The sequence below is a fragment of the Nocardiopsis sp. iso_237 genome (genome assembly GCF_056173345.1).
Map to the genome: position 1 here is coordinate 1,080,824 of NZ_CM149669.1, position 19,294 is coordinate 1,100,117.

14 protein-coding genes are annotated in these 19,294 nt (G+C 72.0%); 9 read left to right on the plus strand and 5 right to left on the minus strand.

Features of this window, described 5'->3' with window-relative positions; translation table 11 throughout:
• Positions 1 to 111: 111 nt before the first annotated feature.
• On the minus strand, positions 112 to 1,866 hold the full coding sequence (locus tag AC0VYM_RS05065; protein WP_475459491.1) for a glycosyltransferase family 4 protein: 1,755 nt from the start codon (positions 1,864 to 1,866) through the stop codon (positions 112 to 114).
• Positions 1,867 to 2,101: 235 nt separating this feature from the next.
• Between AC0VYM_RS05065 and wecB the strand changes: the two genes are divergently transcribed.
• The 3 genes from wecB to AC0VYM_RS05080 all read left to right on the plus strand — a co-directional run bounded on the left by wecB (position 2,102) and on the right by AC0VYM_RS05080 (position 7,392).
• Positions 2,102 to 3,211, plus strand: a complete 1,110-nt coding sequence (gene wecB, locus AC0VYM_RS05070) for a non-hydrolyzing UDP-N-acetylglucosamine 2-epimerase (protein WP_475459494.1) — start codon at positions 2,102 to 2,104, stop codon at positions 3,209 to 3,211.
• Between the two features lie 109 nt (positions 3,212 to 3,320).
• Positions 3,321 to 5,066: a hypothetical protein gene (locus AC0VYM_RS05075; RefSeq protein WP_475459496.1), complete on the plus strand. Its 1,746-nt coding sequence runs from the start codon at positions 3,321 to 3,323 to the stop codon at positions 5,064 to 5,066.
• Between the two features lie 136 nt (positions 5,067 to 5,202).
• Entirely contained in the window at positions 5,203 to 7,392 is a 2,190-nt protein-coding gene (locus AC0VYM_RS05080) for a glycosyltransferase (protein WP_475462945.1), read from the plus strand.
• Positions 7,393 to 7,583: 191 nt separating this feature from the next.
• Here the strand turns inward: AC0VYM_RS05080 and AC0VYM_RS05085 are convergent, their stop codons facing one another.
• Together AC0VYM_RS05085 and AC0VYM_RS05090 are read right to left on the minus strand one after the other, a co-directional pair.
• Complete coding sequence (locus AC0VYM_RS05085) at positions 7,584 to 8,870, minus strand: sensor histidine kinase (protein WP_475459498.1); 1,287 nt, start codon at positions 8,868 to 8,870, stop codon at positions 7,584 to 7,586.
• Positions 8,871 to 8,935: 65 nt separating this feature from the next.
• A complete protein-coding gene (locus tag AC0VYM_RS05090; RefSeq protein WP_026128827.1) occupies positions 8,936 to 9,604 on the minus strand; it encodes a response regulator transcription factor in 669 nt (222 codons plus the stop codon).
• 332 nt (positions 9,605 to 9,936) lie between these two features.
• On the opposite strand from AC0VYM_RS05090, the gene AC0VYM_RS05095 reads away from it, so the two are divergent.
• Complete coding sequence (locus AC0VYM_RS05095) at positions 9,937 to 10,521, plus strand: hypothetical protein (RefSeq protein ID WP_475459500.1); 585 nt, start codon at positions 9,937 to 9,939, stop codon at positions 10,519 to 10,521.
• A gap of 177 nt (positions 10,522 to 10,698) precedes the next feature.
• Positions 10,699 to 11,424 carry a hypothetical protein gene (locus AC0VYM_RS05100; RefSeq protein WP_475459502.1) on the plus strand — a complete coding sequence of 242 codons (726 nt, stop codon included), beginning with the start codon at positions 10,699 to 10,701 and terminating at the stop codon, positions 11,422 to 11,424.
• Between the two features lie 114 nt (positions 11,425 to 11,538).
• Here AC0VYM_RS05100 and AC0VYM_RS05105 read toward each other — a convergent pair whose 3' ends face one another.
• On the minus strand, positions 11,539 to 13,692 hold the full coding sequence (locus tag AC0VYM_RS05105; RefSeq protein WP_475459504.1) for a 5'-nucleotidase C-terminal domain-containing protein: 2,154 nt from the start codon (positions 13,690 to 13,692) through the stop codon (positions 11,539 to 11,541).
• Positions 13,693 to 14,071: 379 nt separating this feature from the next.
• On the opposite strand from AC0VYM_RS05105, the gene AC0VYM_RS05110 reads away from it, so the two are divergent.
• Positions 14,072 to 14,563, plus strand: a complete 492-nt coding sequence (locus tag AC0VYM_RS05110) for a hypothetical protein (protein WP_475459506.1) — start codon at positions 14,072 to 14,074, stop codon at positions 14,561 to 14,563.
• Here AC0VYM_RS05110 and AC0VYM_RS05115 read toward each other — a convergent pair.
• On the minus strand, positions 14,520 to 15,602 hold the full coding sequence (locus tag AC0VYM_RS05115) for a serine/threonine-protein kinase (RefSeq protein WP_475459509.1): 1,083 nt from the start codon (positions 15,600 to 15,602) through the stop codon (positions 14,520 to 14,522). The genes AC0VYM_RS05110 and AC0VYM_RS05115 overlap by 44 nt on opposite strands.
• Positions 15,603 to 15,767: 165 nt before the next feature.
• Between AC0VYM_RS05115 and AC0VYM_RS05120 the strand changes: the two genes are divergently transcribed.
• The 3 genes from AC0VYM_RS05120 to AC0VYM_RS05130 all read left to right on the plus strand — a co-directional run bounded on the left by AC0VYM_RS05120 (position 15,768) and on the right by AC0VYM_RS05130 (position 19,243).
• Positions 15,768 to 16,175, plus strand: a complete 408-nt coding sequence (locus AC0VYM_RS05120; protein ID WP_475459512.1) for an MmcQ/YjbR family DNA-binding protein — start codon at positions 15,768 to 15,770, stop codon at positions 16,173 to 16,175.
• 16 nt (positions 16,176 to 16,191) lie between these two features.
• The gene (gene recD2, locus AC0VYM_RS05125) at positions 16,192 to 18,408 is read left to right on the plus strand and encodes an SF1B family DNA helicase RecD2 (RefSeq protein WP_475459515.1); all 2,217 of its coding nucleotides are present in this window, start codon (positions 16,192 to 16,194) and stop codon (positions 18,406 to 18,408) included.
• Positions 18,409 to 18,787: 379 nt separating this feature from the next.
• Complete coding sequence (locus AC0VYM_RS05130) at positions 18,788 to 19,243, plus strand: hypothetical protein (protein WP_475459518.1); 456 nt, start codon at positions 18,788 to 18,790, stop codon at positions 19,241 to 19,243.
• The last annotated feature ends 51 nt before the right edge of the window (positions 19,244 to 19,294 follow it).

The following is a 19,294-nucleotide window of genomic DNA, read 5'->3' on the forward strand; positions in this document are numbered from 1 at the left end:
TCGCGGTCACACTCGCATTCATTTCGTGAACGGGCGCAAATAGTCGAGGACTGCCTTGGATCCACCATTCGGAGTGCTGGACGTCCGAGTGTAGGTAGACGTTGTCCTCGGTTACGGGATCTGTCCTGGTTCGGACATTTTTCGAATAAGAACCCGATACGCCTGGCTGTAGCGGTATGCGGCCTCGGTCCACGTTCGGTTGGCCCCGACACGCTTCTGACCAGCTTGACCGTAGGACGTCCGCTTTGGATGACTGTAGGCGAGATTTGTGAGGACATCAGCTAGACGTGCCGATTCGCCCGCCGGAATTAACTCACCGGACACCCCCGGTTCCACGATCTCTCGCAGTGCGGGAAGGTCACTCGCGACAACGGGAAGCCCACCAGCCATGGCCTCCACCGGCTTCAACGGTGTCACCAAGCGACACACGCGTTCATCGAGTCGTGGCACGGCGAAGACGTCCAGCGCGGCGTGGTGGTGGCGGACCCGGTCGGCGGGGACCCGCCCCGGGAAGTGCGCCGCGCCCTCCAGCCCGAGCCGCTGGGCGCGGTCACGCAGCGTGGCCAGCTCCGGCCCGTCGCCGACCACCAGGGCGTGGGCCCGTTCGCCCCGTTCACGCATGGACGCCACCGCGTCCAGGAGCACGTCCAGACCCTCGTAACCGAAACAGCTCGTGGTGGTGCCCACCACGAACTCGTCCGGTCCGATGCCCAGCCCCCGGCGGACCTCGTCCCCCGACGGCAGCGGCTCCAGGAACGACTCGTCCACGGCGTTGGGGACCACCAGCAGACGCTCCCGGGGCACCCCGCGCGCCTCGATGTCGGCGCGCATGGCCTCCCCGAGCGTCACCACCAGGTCGGCGGCCAGCATGCACTCGGTCTCGCTGGCGCGTTCTACCTGGTAGAAGGCATCGTCCACGCTGCGGGACGGATCCCGGGACAGCCAGGACTCCTCCAGGAACCCCCGGACCTCGTAGACCACCGGCAGCCCGAACCGGTGGCCCAGCTCCAGGGCCAGCCGCGCGTTGTGGTGGTTGCTGGCGGCGTGCAGCACGTCCGGGCGGACCGCCTCCACCAGCTCCGACGCCAGCCGAAGCCCCGACTCCAGCTCGTCGGCGTGGTCCCGGGGCGCCGCCCACGGCAGGAGCCGGTGGTAGGCCACACCGTCCAGCGACACCAGCGTGCGCGGGTCCGGTACCCCCTTGGTCAGCGGATACCCGGCCCGGGTGGCCACGTGCACGTCCATCCCGGCCTCCCGCTGCGCCACCGCGATCCGGTGCGTGCGCTGGGTGTAGCCAGCGTTGGTGTGCGGCAGCGCGTTGGTGACCAGATGCAGCACCCGGATCCCCGCCCCGGGCCGCCCCGGGTCCGCCGCCACCCGCCAGCGCCCGCCGTCATCCGTGCCGGTGGCCGGTCGCTGAGCGTTCACCGTGTCGTCAGGCCGCGTTGGCGCACCGCGGGTTAACGTGAACCCGTGACGGTCAGGCGAAACGGACGGGGACGCGGGGACGGCACGCCCCGTGGCCAGGGCCGTCCGATGTTCCGCCGAGGTCCTGTGCGGCCCCGGAGGAAGACGTTCGACCAGGTCACGAGCTGTGTCGGCGTCACCGGCGGCGAGTGCCGCCGCGACCAGGCGTCCCACCCTGCGGGGCGAGGCGTTCGTGGCGGCGGACAGCAGCACCTCGCGTGCCTCCGCGCGCCGTCCCTGGTCCCACAGGGAGTAGGCGCGCGGGAGCGCGCCCGAACGGGCGGACACGGCACGCGCCGGGGTCCGCACCGGGCCGGGCATCAGCCGCAGTGCCAGCAGCGGCAGGCGGGCCGGATCGGAACGCAGGTGGTGCCAGGCCAGCGTCGCGGTGAAGGTCACCGCCCTCGGCCAGAGGACGCGCGAACGCGGAACACGGGGTTCGGAAATCTGGGAGTCATGCACGGTCAGTCACACAACCACGTGGACGTGGCCGGATGGTGACAACACGGCGACACGGACGGGACGGCTGGGGCAAAGAACTCCGTCACCCGGACCGCGCGCACCGACCGCCCGGCCGGGCCCCGGCCCACACCAGCACAGCAGACACCCCCACCAGAAGCAGAAGGAAACAGCCGTGGCAACGAGTGCGCCTCTTGGCAGCCAGGACACCGGGATCGTGCACGTGGTCGGGGCCCGCCCCAACTTCGTGAAGGCCGCGCCGGTCGTCTCCGCCCTGCGCGGGCGGGGCGCGCACCAGACGGTCCTGCACACCGGTCAGCACTACGACGACCGCATGTCCGCCGTCTTCTTCCGGGACCTCGGCCTGCCCACCCCGGACGTCGACCTCGGTGTCGGCTCCGGTTCGCACGCCGCCCAGACCGCCGCGCTCATGGTCGGCCTGGAGCGCGAGTTCACCGCGAACACGCCCGGGATGGTCGTGGTCTACGGCGACGTGAACTCCACCGTCGCCGCCGCCCTGGTCGCCGCCAAGCTCGGCATCCCCGTCGCGCACGTCGAGGCGGGCCTGCGCTCCTTCGACAACACCATGCCCGAGGAGATCAACCGGCGGGTCACCGACCAGCTCAGCGACCTCCTCTTCGCGACCAGCCCCGAGGCCGTCGGCCACCTGGCCACCGAGGGGATCTCCCCGGACCGCGTCCACCTCGTCGGCAACCCGATGATCGACACGCTCCTGGGCAACCTCGACCGCTTCGACGCCGACGCCCTGCGCGCCCGCCTCGACCTGCCCGAGCGGTACGTGGCCGCGACCCTGCACCGCCCCGCCAATGTCGACGACCCGGCCAACGTCGCCCTCCTCACCGAGCGGCTGCACGAGATCGCGGACCTCACCGACGTGGTCATGCCGGTGCACCCGCGCGGCAAGGCCGCCTTCGACCGAGCGGGGCTGGGCGACCACCCGCGCGTGCGCCTGCTCGAACCGCTCGGCTACCTCGACTTCGTCGCCCTCACCCGGGGCGCCGCCGCCGTCGTCACCGACTCCGGAGGGGTCCAGGAGGAGACCACGATCCTCGGCGTCCCCTGCCTGACCCTGCGCCCCAACACCGAACGCCCGATCACCATCACCCACGGCACCAACCAGCTGGTCACGGAGGCCGACCTCCTCCAGACCCTCGGCAAGGTCCTGGACGGCCGGACCGGGGAACGGATCGGTGACGTGCCACCGCTGTGGGACGGCCGCTCGGGCGAGCGCATCGCCGCCGTCCTCACCCAGTGGTCGCGGTGACCGGCCGTGTCCCCCATCCGCGAGGGCGCCCCCCGGCACCCGGACCACACCACGGACACCCCGGTGTCCCGACCCGAGGTTTCCCGAACCGAGCACAAGGTGGCAGACCGTGAAACGGCGTGAACAGAGCCAGACCGAACAGCTTCGGCAAGCCCTGGCCGAGCGCGAGGCCCAGCTCCAGGAGGCGCAGGCCCGCCTCGCCTCGCTTGAGGGATCGACCTCCCTCCAGGTGGGCCGCGCGCTCACCGCCGCCGCCAAACGACCCGGCCGCTCCCTGGTCAGGCTCCCGCGCGACCTCTACCGGCTGTGGCGCCGCAGCGGCAGCACCAACCACGCCCAGCGCCGCGGGGTCGAGCCGGTCCGCTCCTTCGACGCCGACCGGCAGGAGGCCCGCCTCCTCACCGGGCTGAGCGGAGGCCGCGAGGACCTGCTGGTCGTCGCCACCGTCCTCGGCCCGGCCGTGGAGAAGGCCGTGGACCCCTACCTCCGTACGGTTCCGCTGCGCCCGCACGACGCCCAGATCGTCATGGACGCGGTCGACGTCGACCTGCTCCTGGTGTCGTCCTCGGCCGCCGCGCCCGGCTCCCCGTGGGCCCACGTGGGCGACCCCGCCGCCGTCGACCGCACCCGCGCCCTGCACTGGGTGCTGGAGTCTGCGGCCGCGCGCGGCATCCCCACGGTCCTGCTCGACGACGCACCCGCCCCGCCCGCCCTGCGCCAGCTCGGCTTCGACCGCGTGCACAAGGGCGACGCCGGGGTGCCGCTGCACCAGTTCAACCCGGTGGCCGCCGAACTCGTCTCCGGCCCCGAGGCGGTCTTCGTCCGCACCTCCCCGGACCAGCCGGTCCCCGACGTCCTCGTGGACCTCGGCGCGGGTGTGGTGGACGCCGACTCCCCGGACCTGCCCGACGCCCTGCGCGCCGCCAACGTCGCCGTGATCCCCGAGTCGGGCCACGGCGACCTGCGCCTGCGCCGCCGCGCCTGGGCCTGCGGCACCCGGGTGGTCTCGCACCCGGCCGTGCCCGCGCCCGACACCGAGGACCTCGCGGTCACCGTGCCCCGGCTGCGCGCGGAACCGCCCACGCCCCGCGAGGTGCGGGCCATGCTGCGCCAGGTCTTCCTCGACGAGGCGGCCCCCGTCCGGCTGGCCGCCCTCCTGGAGGGCCTCGACTTCGCGTCGGGCACGCCCGGCACCGAACTCCCGCTGAGCGGCAGGGGCGTCGCGGTCCTGGCCGACCCGGCCTCCGAGGCCGAGGCCGAACGCCTCGCCGCCGACCTCCTCGGCTCACGCCTGCGCCCCGCCGAGGTGGTCGTCCCCGACACCGCCGCGCGCATGCCCGGGGTCCAGCGCCTGCGGTCGGAGGGCCTCACCGTGCGCACGGTCCGCACCATCGCGCCCGACACCCCCGAGGAACTCACCCGGGAGGGCACCCGCTCCCAGGTCGGCGGGTTCGAACCGGAGCACTGGGCGGCCCTGGCCGAACGCGCCACCTCGCCGTGGGCGCACCTGTGGACCGGTCCGGTGGGCCGCCACCGCCTGGCCGACCTCGCCTGCGCCGCCGAGTGCTCGGACGCGGACGCCGTCGGCACGCCCGACTCCGACGACCCGGGCGCCCCGGGCATGGGGGAGCGGGGCTTCTTCGACCGCGACACCGGGGGCAGACAGTACGTGTTCGTCACCTCCGTCACCCCGGAGCTGGCGCGCACCGACCTCCTGCGCCGGGGCTGGCTCCCGGCGGAGTGGAACCGGCGCGGCACCCGGCTCCTGGCCCTGGGCCCGGACCACGGCTCCGGCACCGACGGCGACAACGAGGGACCCACCCACGCCGACGCCTCGACGGGCGCGGTCGGTTGACCACCGTGACGCCGCCCGACCGGTCGTCGCCCGGTCCGCCCCCGACGGACGCGCGCGGCGCGGTAGTACGCAAGACTCGGGCCACCCATCAGCATCCGAAGGGAAGAACGTGAGCACAGCTCCTCCGCGCGCACTCTTGTACGGGGACGTGGACCTGAACATCATCGACGGCTCGGCGATCTGGGCGCAGTCGATGGCGCAGGCCCTGGCGGCGGCGGGTTGCGAGGTCACCCTGCTGCTCAAGGCCCAGGTCCGCACCGACCGGCTCACGGCGCCGCTCACCGCGAACCCCGCGGTCAGGCTGATCCGCCCCTACGAGGACAAGCTCCTGTCCGACCTCGGACCTCGCGGACTCACGCCCGAGCAGGCCGTGGAACTCATGGGCGGGATGCACGCCCGCAGGCCCTTCGACCTGGTCGTGGTCCGGGGCCGTCGGCTCGCCGGGCTGGCCGCCCAGGAGGAGAGCCTGTCGGGGAGGCTGTGGACGTACCTCACGGACTTCCCGCACAGCGTCGGGGAACTCTCCGCGACCGCCACCGCCGAGCTCACCGACATCGCGCTGGCCTCCCGGTTCGTGCTCTGCCAGACCGAGGAGCTGCGGGCCTTCCTGGAGTCCACGGTCCCCGCCGCCTGTGGCCGCTCTGTCCTGTTCCCGCCCGTCGCGGCCGTGCCCGAGGGGATCGCCGCCGACGGGCAGACGCACGCGCGCACCCGCCTGGCCTACACGGGCAAGTTCGCGCCCCGCTGGAACACCCTGGAGATGACCGGCCTGCCCGAGGAGCTGGCCCGCCTCGGGGTGGACTCCGAGCTGGTGATGATCGGTGACAAGATCCACGCGGAACCCGCCGACTGGGCCAAGCGCATGCGCAGGGCCCTGGAGAGCACCCCGCACGTCGACTGGCGCGGCGGCATGGCACGGGCCGACGCCCTCCGCCAGTCCGCCGAGTGCGACTTCGGCCTCTCCTGGCGCGACCCGGACATGGACGCCAGCCTGGAGCTGTCCACCAAGGTCCTGGAACTCGGCGCGCTCGGCCTGCCCGTGGTCCTCAACCGCACGCCCATGCACGAGGCCCTGCTGGGCGCGGACTACCCGCTGTTCGCCGGTGAGGACACCGCCTCGGTGGCCGCCGTGATCGCCCGCGCCTACCACGACCGCGCCGTCTACGCCGAGGCCGCCGAACGCTGCCGGGCCGCCGCCGCGAACCACACCCTGGAACGCGCGGCCGAGCGCCTGCGCGGGTACCTGGCCGAGGCCATCCCCGCCGCCCCCGAGGGCACCGACCCGGAGCGCCCGCTCAAGGTGGTCATCGCCGGGCACGACCTCAAGTTCTTCACCCGCCTGGCCGAGTACCTGGACTCGCTGCCCGGCCTGGACGTGCGCATCGACGAGTGGGAGGGGCTGAGCACCCACGACCAGTACCGGTCCCGGGAGCTCGCCGCCTGGGCCGACGTGGTCATCTGCGAGTGGTGCGGGCCCAACGCGCTCTTCTACGCCAAGTGGAAGCGCCCCGACCAGCGGCTGATCGTGCGCCTGCACCGCTTCGAGCTGTACGCGGAGTGGCCGCGCCGCCTGGAGATCGCCAAGGTGGACGCGGTCGTCTGCGTGAGCCCGCACTACGCCGACCTCACCCGTGAGATCACCGGCTGGCCCGCCGAGAAGGTCGTGGTGCTGCCCAACTGGGTGGACGACCGCCAGCTGGACCGCCCCAAGCTCGCCGGGGCCGAGTACTCGCTCGGCATGATCGGCATCGCGCCGTCCCGCAAGCGCCTCGACCGGGGACTGGACGTGCTCTCGGAGCTGCGCCGGATGGACCCCCGCTACACGCTGTCGGTCAAGACGAAGCAGCCGTGGGAGTACTGGTGGATCTGGAACCGGCCGGAGGAGCGCTCCTACTTCGAGCGGGTGTACCGGCGCATCCAGCGCGACGAGAGCCTGGCCTCCGGTGTGGTCTTCGACGGCTTCGGGCCGGACGTGGCCACCTGGCTGCGCCGGGTGGGGATCGTGCTGTCCACCAGTGACGACGAGTCGTTCCACCTGGCTCCGGCCGAGTGCGCGGCCTCCGGCGGGGTCCCGGCCCTCCTCGCGTGGCCGGGTTCGGACACCATCTACGACCCGCACTGGATCCACGACGACGCGGTGGCCATGGCCGAGTCCATCCACGCGACGGTCTCCGAGGGCCGGTTCGGTGAGGAGAGCGAGCGCGCCCGCGCGGAGGTGACGTCCGTCTACGGGTTGGAGCGGGTCCGCGGGCTGTGGAGTGACCTGGTGGTCCGGGGCGAGGCCCCCGCCGCCCAGGGTTCCACCGCCCACGCCAGCGCCAACTAGGCCCCGCATCGATGTGTGCTGTTCGCACTTCGCCGTGAGCCCGGGGCTGGGCGAGCGGGCGTGGCTCCTCAGCCTCGGCCGAGGAGCCAACGGCCCGGCTCAGCCACGGGCGTGAGTCCCGCCCTGAACCTTTGCCACAAGGGGGGCGCCCGAACACGCACCGAAGCGAAGCGGAGGCCCAAGAAGCACGATCAGACGGGCCCCGTCATCTTTGACAGCCCCCCGGCCCCGGCGGGCAGGAACAGCGCGAAGGTGGTCGGCCGGGTCTGGACCAGCTCCACCCTCGCCCCCTCGGACTCCGCGATGTGGCGGGCCAGGGCGAGCCCCAGACCGGTACCGCCGCCGCCACTGACCTCGCGTTCGAAGATCCGCCCGGACAGGTGCTCGGGGACACCCTCACCCTCGTCGCTGACCTCGACCCGGACGGACTGACCGGTGTCGAGGCGGCGGATGGTCACCGTCCCCGCACCGTGCTTGTAGGCGTTCTCCACCAGTGTCGCGAGGATCTGTGCGAGGTCGGTGGGGACGGTCATGGCGGTCAGTCCGGGGTCTCCGGTGACGAGGAGTCGGCGCTTCTCCTGTTGGAAGACGGGCGACCACTCGGCCTGGAGGTGGTTGAGGACCGGGTCGAGCTCCACCGGTTCCACCTCGGGGTTCTGGCTCTTGCGGGCGCGGCCCAGCAGGCTCTCGACGGTCTCCACGAGGCGTTCGGTCTGGGCGAGGGCGGCTTCGCCCTCCTCACGGACCACCTGCGCGTTGTCGGACTCCGCGATGATCTCCTCCAGCCGCATGGTGAGCGCGGTCAGCGGTGTGCGGAGCTGGTGCGAGGCGTCGGTGGCGAAGTGGCGTTCGGTGGCGATGAGCCCGGCGATGCGTTCGGCGCTGCGGTCCAGGACCTCCGCGACGCGGTCGGCCTCCGGGATGCCGTAGCGGTGTCCCCAGGGCGTGGTGACCCCGGAGCCGAGCCGTTCGGCGGTGGCGGCCAGATCGACCAGCGGCAGGGTGAGGCGGCGGGCCTGGAACATGGACAGGCCCACGGCGACCCCGATGGCCAGCAGGGAGAGCGAGGCGATGCCCAGCCAGGCGCGGACGACGCTCTCCTGGACGTCCTCGCCGTCACTCCACACCTCGACCCTGGTGTCGCGGCCGGTGGTGACGGTGGCCCTGAGCAGGCGCGGTGAGTCCACGGCCTCGGGGTTCAACGCGGGATCGCCCGCCGTCACGGCGGTCGGTTCGCCCGCGGGTGTGATGCGGACGAACCGGTTTGGGTGTTCCCGGTCGAACTCGGCCAGATCCAGTTCGCCGTGGAGCTCCAGCATGTTGTCGCTCTCGGCGCCGATCAGTTCGGCCTCGCCCTCAAGCTGCCGACTGGCCTCGTCGTGCACCAGTTTGTAGGTGAGCGCACCCAGGGGCAGCCCGAGCAGCATGACGGCGATGACGGTCACCACCAGGGTGGAGAAAACCATCCGCCTGCGCATGTCACCTCACGTCCGTCCGACCCCCTGGGCGGTCGACTGGCAAGCGCGTCGAACCCAAGGTCGTGTCAGTCTCGTTCGAACCGGAACCCCACGCCCCGGACGGTCGTGATGTAGGAAGGCTGGTTGGCGTCGTCACCGAGTTTGCGGCGCAGCCAGGAGATGTGCATGTCGAGGGTCTTGGTCGACCCCCACCAGTTGGTGTCCCACACCTCCCGCATGATCTGTTCACGGGTGACCACCTTGCCCGCGTCGCGCACGAGCACGCGCAGCAGGTCGAACTCCTTGGTGGTCAGTTGGAGCTCGCGGTCGCCCAGCCAGGCGCGGCGCGAGTCGTTGTCGATGCGGACTCCGTGGACCACCGGCACCTCGGCTCCGCCGCGCCGCAGCAGGGCGCGGACGCGGGCCAGGAGTTCGGCGAGCCTGAACGGCTTGGTCACGTAGTCGTCGGCACCGGCGTCGAGGCCGACGACTGTGTCGACCTCGTCCGCTCGGGCGGTCAGGATGAGGATCGGCGTTCCGTGACCCTCGGCGCGGAGCCGACGTGCCACCTCAAGGCCATCCATTTCGGGGAGCCCGAGATCCAGGACCATGAGGTCGATGTCTCCCGCACGGGCGCGGTCGAGTGTCTCAATGCCGTTGACGGTCACGTCTACCGTGTAACCCTCGCGGCGTAGTGCGCGCGCGAGAGGCTCGGAGATCGAGACATCGTCTTCGGCCAGCAAAACGCAGGTCATGGAGCCGATCGTAGGTCCAGGGTGGCGCATTTCCCTATTATGCGCGCCGGATGGCCCAAGGTTGGCCGAAAATACGCTAATCACATACCGGTCAAATAGTGCAAATGGCTACCAGGAGCTCTTTCTTTGCACGTTCTTGGTGAAACTGGGAAGCTGGAACGCGGGGTGTAGGAGTGCCCTTCGACAGAACTCCCGGACAGCAGAGGAGCCAGGACGTGAATCCCCAGCCGCCGCCCCCGGGCGGAAACGAATTCGGCTCCCCTCCCCAGGGGCCGCCTCCCCAGGCGCCCTTTCCCCAGGCACCTCGCCCCCGGGGCCGGTACGGCACCGGCGTGGTCGCTGTGCTCGCCGTCATCGCCATCCTGGCCGGAGCCTCCTTCCTCGGCGGCGGGCTCGCCCTGGGCGGAGTCGTGACCGGTCGGATCGCCGCCGAACGGGAGCCCGGACCGGAGCCCTCGCCGTCCCCCTCTCCCACGCCCGCGCCCGAGGAGTCCCCGAGTCCGACCGAGGACCCCTTCCCCAGCGCCGAACCGACCCGGGAGCCGAGCGACCCTCCCACGGAGGAGCCCCAGGAGAAGGTGACCGTCGAGGAGGTCATCTCCGAGCTCAGCGGTGACTACGACCTGGAGGCGGGTCGGGACGTGACCGACGACCTCTGCGGCGGCGGGGAGGAGGAGGCCCTCTCCTGCACGAGCGCGATGGACACCAACCTCGCCCGCGTCATCGACTTCGACGACATCCTGACGGCCTCGATCGTCATCGTGAACCTGCGCGCCCAGGCGGAGGAGGACGACAACGACATGGTCGACGCCCAGAACGCCTGCCACATCGTGTTCATCTGGTTCGAGGGCAGCGGCATGGACCAGTCCGAGCGCGACGACATGACCCGCGACGCCAGGTCCTTCGCCGGTTGCTGAACCCTCTTCCGACGAATCTGCCGCGTCGTGACGTGTCCTCTTGAACACTCTGAGTGATGATAGGGGTGGCAATGGTGGTGTTGGTGGTGGTTGGCGGGCCCCAGGGCGCGCACCTCCACCGGACCCGTCACCCCACTCGGACCCCGATCCCGGTCCGGGGGTACGCGAGGAGTGCGGATGGTGCGTCGCGAAGAGAAGGCCGGAAACCGACCCGGCGGCCCGAAGGGGCCGACCCGACCCAGGGGGTGGCGGGAGTCGGCGGCGTCGTCGGAGCCCGGCACGTGGCGGCGGGGCACCCCCGCCGGACTCACCCTGGCCCTGGCCCTCGCGGTCTGCCTCCCGACCGTTCTCGCGGCCCCGGCCTCCGGGACCACCGTGGCGGAGGCCGTCCGGGTCGAGGTCCCGGTGAACCCCCGGGACGACGCACCGAACGCGGGACCGCCCCGACCGGCTGACAGACCGGCTGACAGACCGGCCGACGGGCCGACCGACAAGCCGGTCACCGCCCCGGCCGACCAGCCGACGGCCCAGCCGACGTCCGCCCCGGCCGCAGAACCCCCGGCCGAACCGGTGGCCGAGCCGACCGCCGAGCCGACCGCCGAACCGGCCAACGAACCGGCGGCGACCCCGTTCTCCCGCCGCCACTACTACACGACCTGGCGCGACGCCCGGACCTACTGGTCCCAGGAGAGCCGGTACCCCACGGGCGGCTGGCTCTGGGCCGGGCGCCACTACTTCTTCTGCCAGGTGGAGGGCGAGCCGCACTCCGACGGCGAGGAGGGCTACTCGACCTGGTGGGCGCTGACCGACGACGACACGGGCAACCGCGACGTCTTCGTCAGCGCCACCGCCTTCCGGAACGGCGAGCCCTGGAAGCCGATCGAGGGGCTGCCGCGCTGCTGACCCCCGTCCCAGGACCGCCCGAGCACGACGACGCGGGCCCGCCCGAGTGTCCACTCGGACGGGCCCGCGTTCACTGTTCGGCGTCCGCGCTCGGCGCGGGCGAACGGGAGGGGATCAGCCCTCGATCCCGCCGGTTCCCGCGGCCGACCCGCGCCTGCGGCTCAGGTAGAGGGCTCCTCCACCGGCGCCGATGGCGACCACGGCGGCGATCACCAGGCTGGTCAGGGCCCCACCGGTGACCGGCAGGGTGCCGCCCTTCTTGTCGTCCGGGTCGCCGGGCTTCCCGTCGCCCGGGCCGTCGGTGGGCCCACCGGAGGGACCGTCCGTCGGGCTGGCGCTCGGACTCGGGCTCGGACTGGGGCCGGGCGACGCGGGCGGCTCGGTCGGGTCGGTGTCGTCGTCATCGTCGTCGTCACCGCCGGAGGGCACCGTGGCCTTCTCCCCTACCACGATGCGGTTGGCGCCGCCCTCGGGGTAGTCCTCGGCGCTGATCCGGCCGTCGAGGGTCCCGGTGAGGAAGCGCTCCAGCGCGCCCTGGTAGGTGGAGCCCACCACGGTGTAGTCGGCGCCGCGGAACGGGTACATGTCGCCGCCGCCCGCCGAGAAGTCGTTGGTGACGACCGAGATGGCGTCGCCGTCCACGACCTCGCCGTCCTCGACGATGACCGTGCCGTCGTGCAGGATCGCGTTGCGGACCCGCTCACCCGGGGTCGTCACCTCGCCGTCCTCGGTGACGACCTGCGCGGTCCGCTCGGGGTCGTAGGCGAAGTTCACCCCGGCGACCTGCATGAACCCGCCGTCGGCGGCGGGCGCGGAGGCCACACCGCGCTCCAGGAGCTCCTTGATCTGGCCGCGCGGGATCTCGGGGACCACGGCCACCTGGTTGGCGAACGGCGCGACCGAGTAGGTGTCCAGCACGGTCAGCGGACCGGCCGGGATCACCGAGGCGTTGCGGATGCCGCCGCCGTTCTGGATGCCGATCTGCGGCTCGGGGACGCCGTACTCGTCGGCGTTGCGCCGACCGGTGTCCAGCAGGGCGTCGGCCATGAGGCTGCCCAGGTTGGTCTCCTGCGTGCGCACACCGGGGTTCTGGGTGCCGTCCAGGGCGACCTCGCTCTGGGCCACCTCGGTCTCGGCCAGCTCCGCGACGTAGTCGGTGACCGGCTTGGTCACCTGCGCCTCGACCTCGGGGTGCGGCTCCACGGCGTCGGCGCCGGTGCCGGAGACCCGCACCGGGCCGGAGCGGTCGCCCACGGAGAGGAGGTCGCCGGCCGCGTCGAAGTTGAGGACCAGGCGGCCCACGTACTTGTAGTTCGAGCCCGCGGTGACGATGGGCACCGTCTCGCCGTCGGCGTTGTCCACCACCAGCGGGTAGGACAGCGGCTCACCGGAACCCGGGTGGACGGTGACCTCGTCACCGGGGACCAGGGCGTCGTCGGGGTTGGCCATCACCTCGTGGCCGCCACCGGCCACCATGGCGTCCACACCCGTCAGTTCCTTGGCGACCCGCTCCTCGTAGGTGATGTTCTGGAGGTGCGAGATGAGGATGATCTTGTCGACGTCCTCCGCCGTGAGCCGGTCCACCTCGGCCTGGACCGGGCCGACGACCTCGTCGACCACGACGTCGCGCGGGCTGGTGATGGAGGCCAGGGGCGGGTAGAGCGCGCCGACGATGCCGATCCGCTCGCCCTCGACCTCGGCGACGGTGCTCGGGGCGATCCGGCCCTCGGCCTCCAGGGCGGCCAGGGCGGCCTCGCCGGACACGTCCACGTTGGCGGCGACCACGGGGGTGCTCTCGGGCAGGGCGCCGATGAACTCGGCGTACACGTCGGGGCCGAAGTCGAACTCGTGGTTGCCCATGGAGACCGCGTCGTACTCCGCGAAGGAGGTGGCGATCGCGTCGTAGAACGGCGCGCCCTCCTCCCGTGAGGCGGCGAACTCCGGTCCGGGCAGGTACAGGTCGCCGGAGTTCACGGCGACCACGCCGCGGTGGGCGGCCTCGCCGTCTCCGGCCCCGGTGCCCGCGGTCTCGCTGTCGCGGAGCTGGTTGAGCAGGGTCGTGTAGCGCGCGGCGCCGCCGAAGTCCGGGTCGGCCGAGGCGTGCAGGAGCGCGGACTCGGGGTCGTTGCCGTGCAGCAGGGTGAGGGTGAAGGCGGCGTCGCTGTCAGGGGTGTCCGTGGGTGCGTACGCGCTGGCCGCGGGGGCCAGGGGCACCACCAGCGCGCCTGTCAGGATCAGTGCGCCGGTGGCGCGCACGAGTCTGGACATGTCTGCTGTGACTCCTTTGGGGGACTGTGCGGGGATTCCGCCCCGGGGGCGGGAGGGGTCGGAGTTTTTTCACCCTAGATGGGGACGGGGGTGAGGACACGGGACGGGGGGTTACGATTTGCGGAATCTCCGTGTGCAGGCTGGTTCTCGCCCTGAGACGATAGCCCAGCGTGGCCGGGGTTCGATTGCGGTCGCGGTCCGTAGCCGGTTTCGGACCGACGCGCGCCCGGGCGCCTCCGGCCCGCGCCCCCACGACGGCACGCCCCTACCATGGAGGGGACAGTCGGCTCGATTCCCTCGGAGGACGTCCGTGTTTCCCTCTGGCCAGGACCCGTACGACCCCGACTCGGGACAGGGCGGGGTGCCCTCGCAACGGGGGATGCCCGACTTCGACGCCCCCCATCTGGAGGCCCTGCGTCCCGACGCACCCATGCCCCGCCGGGTCGTGACCGTCCGCACGCTGATGCTCATCGGCGGCGTCAGCGGCCTCCTGCTCCTGCTCCTCTTCGTGATGGGGCTGTCCGCGCCCGCCGAGGTGATGGAGGAGGCCCTGGACGAGCAGGCCGCGCTCGCCGCCGAGCAGGGCGTGGACCTGGCCTTCGACGCCGACATGATGCGCTCGTACATGGGGCTGATGGCCTTGGTGACGGGGGTCTACGGGACGTTGTCCGTCCTCGTCGCCACCCGCCTGCGCCGCCGCACGGTGGGGGTCTTCTGGAGCGCCCTGCTGTTCCAGGGCGCCGCCGCGGGCATCCTGCTGTGGGCCCTGCTCTCGGGTGAGCTCCTCGCGATCGTCCCGCTGGGCTTCGCCGCCGCCATGCTGGCCTTCATGTGGTCCAAGGAGAGCCGCGCCTACTTCGGCCTCCTCTGAGCCCCGACCACTCGCGGGGCGGCAGCGGCGGCCGCACCGCGACCCTGGTCCAGTGGCGCTCCAGCAGCCCGCGCACACCGCCGTCCCCCGCGCCCGCCGGGGTGCGGACCCCGCCCTCCGGGCCCTCCAGGTCCAGGACGGCCCGCAGCAGCTCCCCGGAGCGGGGACGGTCGTCGGGGTCCTTGCTCAGCGCCGCCACCACCAGCTTCTCCAGCCCCACGGGCAGGTACCGCAGGTCGGGCTCCTCAGCGGTCACCCTCCGGGCCATCTCCCTGGGCGGCGCGGTCCCGAACGGGTCGTGGCCCACGGACGCGAAGGCCACCGTCGCGCCCCACAGGAACACGTCGGACCCGTGCGTGGTGGGCTGGCGCCGGTACTGCTCCGGGCTGATCCACCCGGGGGTGCCCCGACGGTCGAGCATCCGGGCGGTGCGCTCGTCCGACAGACCCGCCGGTGAGGGCATCCCCAGCGCCCGGTAGGCGCGGCGCATCCGGCGCAGCCGCCGCCACTTGGTGGGGTCGGGGTCCTCCACCGCGTGCGCGATCCCGAAGTCCAGGAGCTTGGGCCCCCGACCGGACAGCACCACGTTGCCGGGCTTGAGGTCGCGGTGCACCACCCCCGCCGCGTGCACGGCGCGCAGGGCCTCCGCCACGCCCGCCGCCAGCCCCAGCAGCATCCCGCCGCGCAGCCGCCCGAACCGCTCCACGTGGTGGCGCAGGGTCGGACCCGGCACGTACTCGGTGATCATCCACGGCGGCCGGGCGCCCACGTCCGCGCGCACGAACCGCGCCACGCAGGGGCTGTCCACCTTGGCGAGCAGGCGCGCCTCGTGCGTGAACCGCTCCAGGAACCGCTGGTCGCGGGCGAGCTCCGGGTGGGCCACCTTGACGGCCAGGTAGCCGTGCGCGCCGGGTGACTCGGCGGCGTACACGGTGCCCATGCCCCCCGAACCGACCCGGCCGCGCACCCGGTGCCCGCCGACTTCCAGGGGGTCCCCCGGCACGAGCGGGGCGAGTCTGCGTACACCGCGCGCCTTCATGGGCACTCCAACCGGCCGTGGGGAGGTGAGAGCCGGATCATATCCGCGGGCCCCCGCCGCGGCCCGTCCCCGTGCGGCGCCGGGAGAGTTGTCCACAGGCCGGGGGAGGGGCTCCCGAAGGTCGGTGCGGTCTGGCAGGCTCGGAAGCGGACGGGGGGAGAGGGCATGACACCGGAACAGTTCATCGACGCCGCGCTGTGGTTTCCCGAGGCCGGGGAGAGCGAGCCCTTCGGGCCGGGGGCACTCGTGTACAAGGTGGCCGACCAGAAGATGTTCGCCCTGCTCACCGAAGGCCCGGGAGAGCGGGGCGCCACCGTCAACCTCAAGTGCGAGCCCGAACTCGCCCTGGAGCTGCGCGGACGGTTCGCCGCCGTCACACCGGGCTGGCACATGAACAAGCGGCACTGGAACTCCGTGCTGCTGGACGGCACCGTCCCCGACGACGAACTGCTGGAGATGCTGGCGCACTCCTACACCCGGGTGGCCGGGGGCCTGCGCCGGGCCGACCGCGACCGCGTGCTGGCGGTCCTGGGGGACGACGCCCCACCGCTCCCCGGTACGGACGGCCGCTGAGAGGACGGAGAACGCCATGTCGGCGCCCGCGCGGGCGGTGGTCCAGGGCGTCCTGGAACGGATCACCTTCGCCAACGAGGAGAGCGGCTACACCGTCGCCAAGGTCGACACCGGGCGCGGCGGCCCCGACCTGCTCACCGTGGTCGGCTCCCTCCCCGGCGCCCAGCCCGGCGAGTCACTGCGCATGTACGGCCGCTGGGGATCGCATCCCCAGTACGGCCGCCAGTTCCACGTGGACGACTTCACCACCGTGCTGCCCGCCACGGTGCAGGGCATCCGCCGCTACCTCGGCTCCGGGCTCATCAAGGGGATCGGGCCGCGAATGGCCGAGCGGATCGTCGACCACTTCGGCACCGACGCCCTCGACGTCATCGAGGAGGAGCCCGCCCGGCTGATCGAGGTACCCGGGCTGGGCCCCAAGCGGACCGGGCTCATCACCGACGCCTGGGAGGAACAGAAGGCCATCAAGGAGGTGATGGTCTTCCTCCAGGGGGTCCAGGTCAGCACCTCGTTGGCGGTGCGGGTCTACAAGAGGTACGGCGACGACTCCATCCGGGTCGTCCAGGAGGAGCCCTACCGGCTGGCCTCGGACGTGTGGGGCATCGGCTTCCGGACCGCCGACACCATCGCCCAGGCGGTCGGCATCCCGCACGACAGCCCGCAGCGGGTGATGGCGGGCATCCAGTTCACCCTCTCGGAGTCCAGTGGCGACGGGCACTGCTTCCTGCCCGAGGAACGGCTCATCTCCGCCGCCGTGAAGATCCTCCAGGTGGAGGCGGGGCTGGTCATCGAGTGCCTGGCCGAGCTGGTCGCCGCCGAGGGCGTGGTCCGCGAGACCGTGCCCGGACCGGAGGGCGCGCCGGTTCGCGCGGTCTACCTGCTCCCCTTCCACCGTGCCGAGATCGGACTGGCCAGCGGGCTGCGGTCCCTGCTGGAGACGCCGCTGGAACGGCTGCCCGCCTTCACCGACGTGGACTGGCCCCGGGCCCTCGACTGGCTCGACCGGCGCTCCGAGGCCACCCTGGCGCGGGCCCAGCGCGAGGCGGTGCGCACCGCGCTGACCAGGAAGGTCTGCGTGCTCACCGGCGGTCCGGGCTGCGGCAAGTCCTACACCGTGTCCTCCATCGTCACCATGGCGTCGGTCAAGGACGCGAGGATCATCCTGGCCGCCCCCACCGGACGGGCCGCCAAGCGCCTGACCGAGCTGACCGGCCACGAGGCCTCCACCGTCCACCGGCTCCTCGAACTGCGCCCCGGCGGTGAGGCGGCGCACGACCGCGACAACCCGCTGGACTGCGACCTCCTCGTGGTGGACGAGGCCTCCATGCTCGACCTGGTCCTGGCCAACAAGCTGGTCAAGGCGGTTCCGCCCGGGGCGCACCTGGTGTTCGTCGGTGACGTGGACCAGCTGCCGTCCGTGGGCGCCGGGCAGGTCCTGCGCGACCTGATGGAGGAGGGCTCGCCCGTCCCCCGCGTGCGCCTGACCCACGTGTTCCGCCAGGCCCAGCAGTCCGGTGTGGTCACGAACGCGCACCGGATCAACCAGGGGGAGCCGCCGGAGTTCCAGGGGATGTCCGACTTCTTCCTGTTCGCGTGCGAGGAGGCCGAGGACGCCGCCGAGACGGTGGTGGACGTGGTCGCGCGGCGCATCCCCCGGCGCTTCTCCCTGGATCCCCGCCGTGACGTGCAGGTCCTCACCCCCATGAAGGGCGGACCGGCCGGTGCGGTGAACCTCAACGCCGCGCTCCAGGCCGCGCTGACCCCGCCGGGGGAACACGTACCCGAGCGCAGGCTGGGTGGCCGGGTGTACCGGGTGGGGGACAAGGTCACCCAGGTGCGCAACAACTACGACAAGGGCGCGAACGGCGTCTTCAACGGGACCCTGGGGGTGGTCACCGGCATCGACCCGGTGGCCCAGGAGCTCACCGTGCGCACGGACGAGGACGAGGAGGTCGCCTACGACTTCGCGGAGCTCGACGAGCTCGCGCACGCCTACGCCGTGACCGTGCACCGTTCCCAGGGCAGTGAGTACCCGGCGGTGGTCATCCCGGTCACCACCTCGGCGTGGATGATGCTCCAACGCAACCTGCTCTACACCGGGATCACCAGGGCCAGGAGGCTGGTCGTGCTGGTGGGCTCGCGCCGTGCCCTGGACCGCGCGGTCGCCAACGCCTCCTCGGGGCGGCGGCACACCTCCCTCGCCCACCGGCTGCTCAGACCCCTCGGGGACTGAACCCCGCTTCGCCTCGGCCGACCCGGCGCGCCCTCGAAATTCGCATGTCCGGACATAGGTCTATCTAATTCGTGAGGTTCTTATTCCAGACTTTGCAGACCAATTGCGAGGCTGGTGGGTTTCTGTCCGGAAAAAGCATGCATGAACCGCGTACATGGTTCATCATGGGGGTATGGACGGGCGCGGAGTCCCCGTCCCGGAAATGACGTCACCCTCGACCCCCCGACTCATCAGTGAAATCCGGTGAATGCGCCCCGTGGCGATTCGCCCTCATCAGTGGTGCGCGGTGAACCCTTCGATCGAAACCCGGTGGTGCGAAAGCGAGGCCTCGCAGTAGCAGTGATCCCGTGAGAGACCAGAGCAGAAATGGGAGAGGGCCATGACCTTCAAGAACATCTTCGGCACCGGCGGGAACGAGGCCGGGTCCGCCGAGGAGTCCGCCCGGAACGTGCACGGAAGGGTCCCGGGGGCCCGCCCCGAGTGGGAGGGCGTGGACCCGGAGCTCTTCGACGGAATCCCCGAGGTGGAGCGCGATCCGAAGCTCGTGCGCGAGACCTCGCCGGAGGCGCTGGAGATCCTGACCAACTTCGTCACCCCGCTGTTCGGGAACACCCGGACGGTCGCCGCCGAGCAGCAGGACGCCAGCGAGGACCCCGAGTCCACCGCCGGAACGGCCTCCGCCGCCAAGGACCAGGCCTTCAGCAGGGTGCGGGTGGAGGTCGAGGAGGAGGACGAACCGAGGATCAGCGCCGAGGAACGGGACGGGCTGAAGAAGGACAACGAGGAGTCGACGGCGAACGTCAGGGGCTTCGACCGCGAGCCGCCCAGGGAATGACGCCCGGTCGCCATTCGGGAATCGGCACCACCACCTGAGTTCCGTCACGAG

Coding starts and splice junctions, on each gene's coding strand:
- AC0VYM_RS05085 (WP_475459498.1), bottom strand. CDS start 8,870: ATGCGCAGGCGGATGGTTTTCTCCACCCTGGTGGTGACCGTCATCGCC.
- AC0VYM_RS05115 (WP_475459509.1), bottom strand. CDS start 15,602: ATGAAGGCGCGCGGTGTACGCAGACTCGCCCCGCTCGTGCCGGGGGAC.
- AC0VYM_RS05100 (WP_475459502.1), top strand. CDS start 10,699: ATGGTGCGTCGCGAAGAGAAGGCCGGAAACCGACCCGGCGGCCCGAAG.
- AC0VYM_RS05120 (WP_475459512.1), top strand. CDS start 15,768: ATGACACCGGAACAGTTCATCGACGCCGCGCTGTGGTTTCCCGAGGCC.
- AC0VYM_RS05110 (WP_475459506.1), top strand. CDS start 14,072: ATGCCCGACTTCGACGCCCCCCATCTGGAGGCCCTGCGTCCCGACGCA.
- AC0VYM_RS05090 (WP_026128827.1), bottom strand. CDS start 9,604: ATGACCTGCGTTTTGCTGGCCGAAGACGATGTCTCGATCTCCGAGCCT.
- AC0VYM_RS05105 (WP_475459504.1), bottom strand. CDS start 13,692: ATGTCCAGACTCGTGCGCGCCACCGGCGCACTGATCCTGACAGGCGCG.
- AC0VYM_RS05130 (WP_475459518.1), top strand. CDS start 18,788: ATGACCTTCAAGAACATCTTCGGCACCGGCGGGAACGAGGCCGGGTCC.
- recD2 (WP_475459515.1), top strand. CDS start 16,192: ATGTCGGCGCCCGCGCGGGCGGTGGTCCAGGGCGTCCTGGAACGGATC.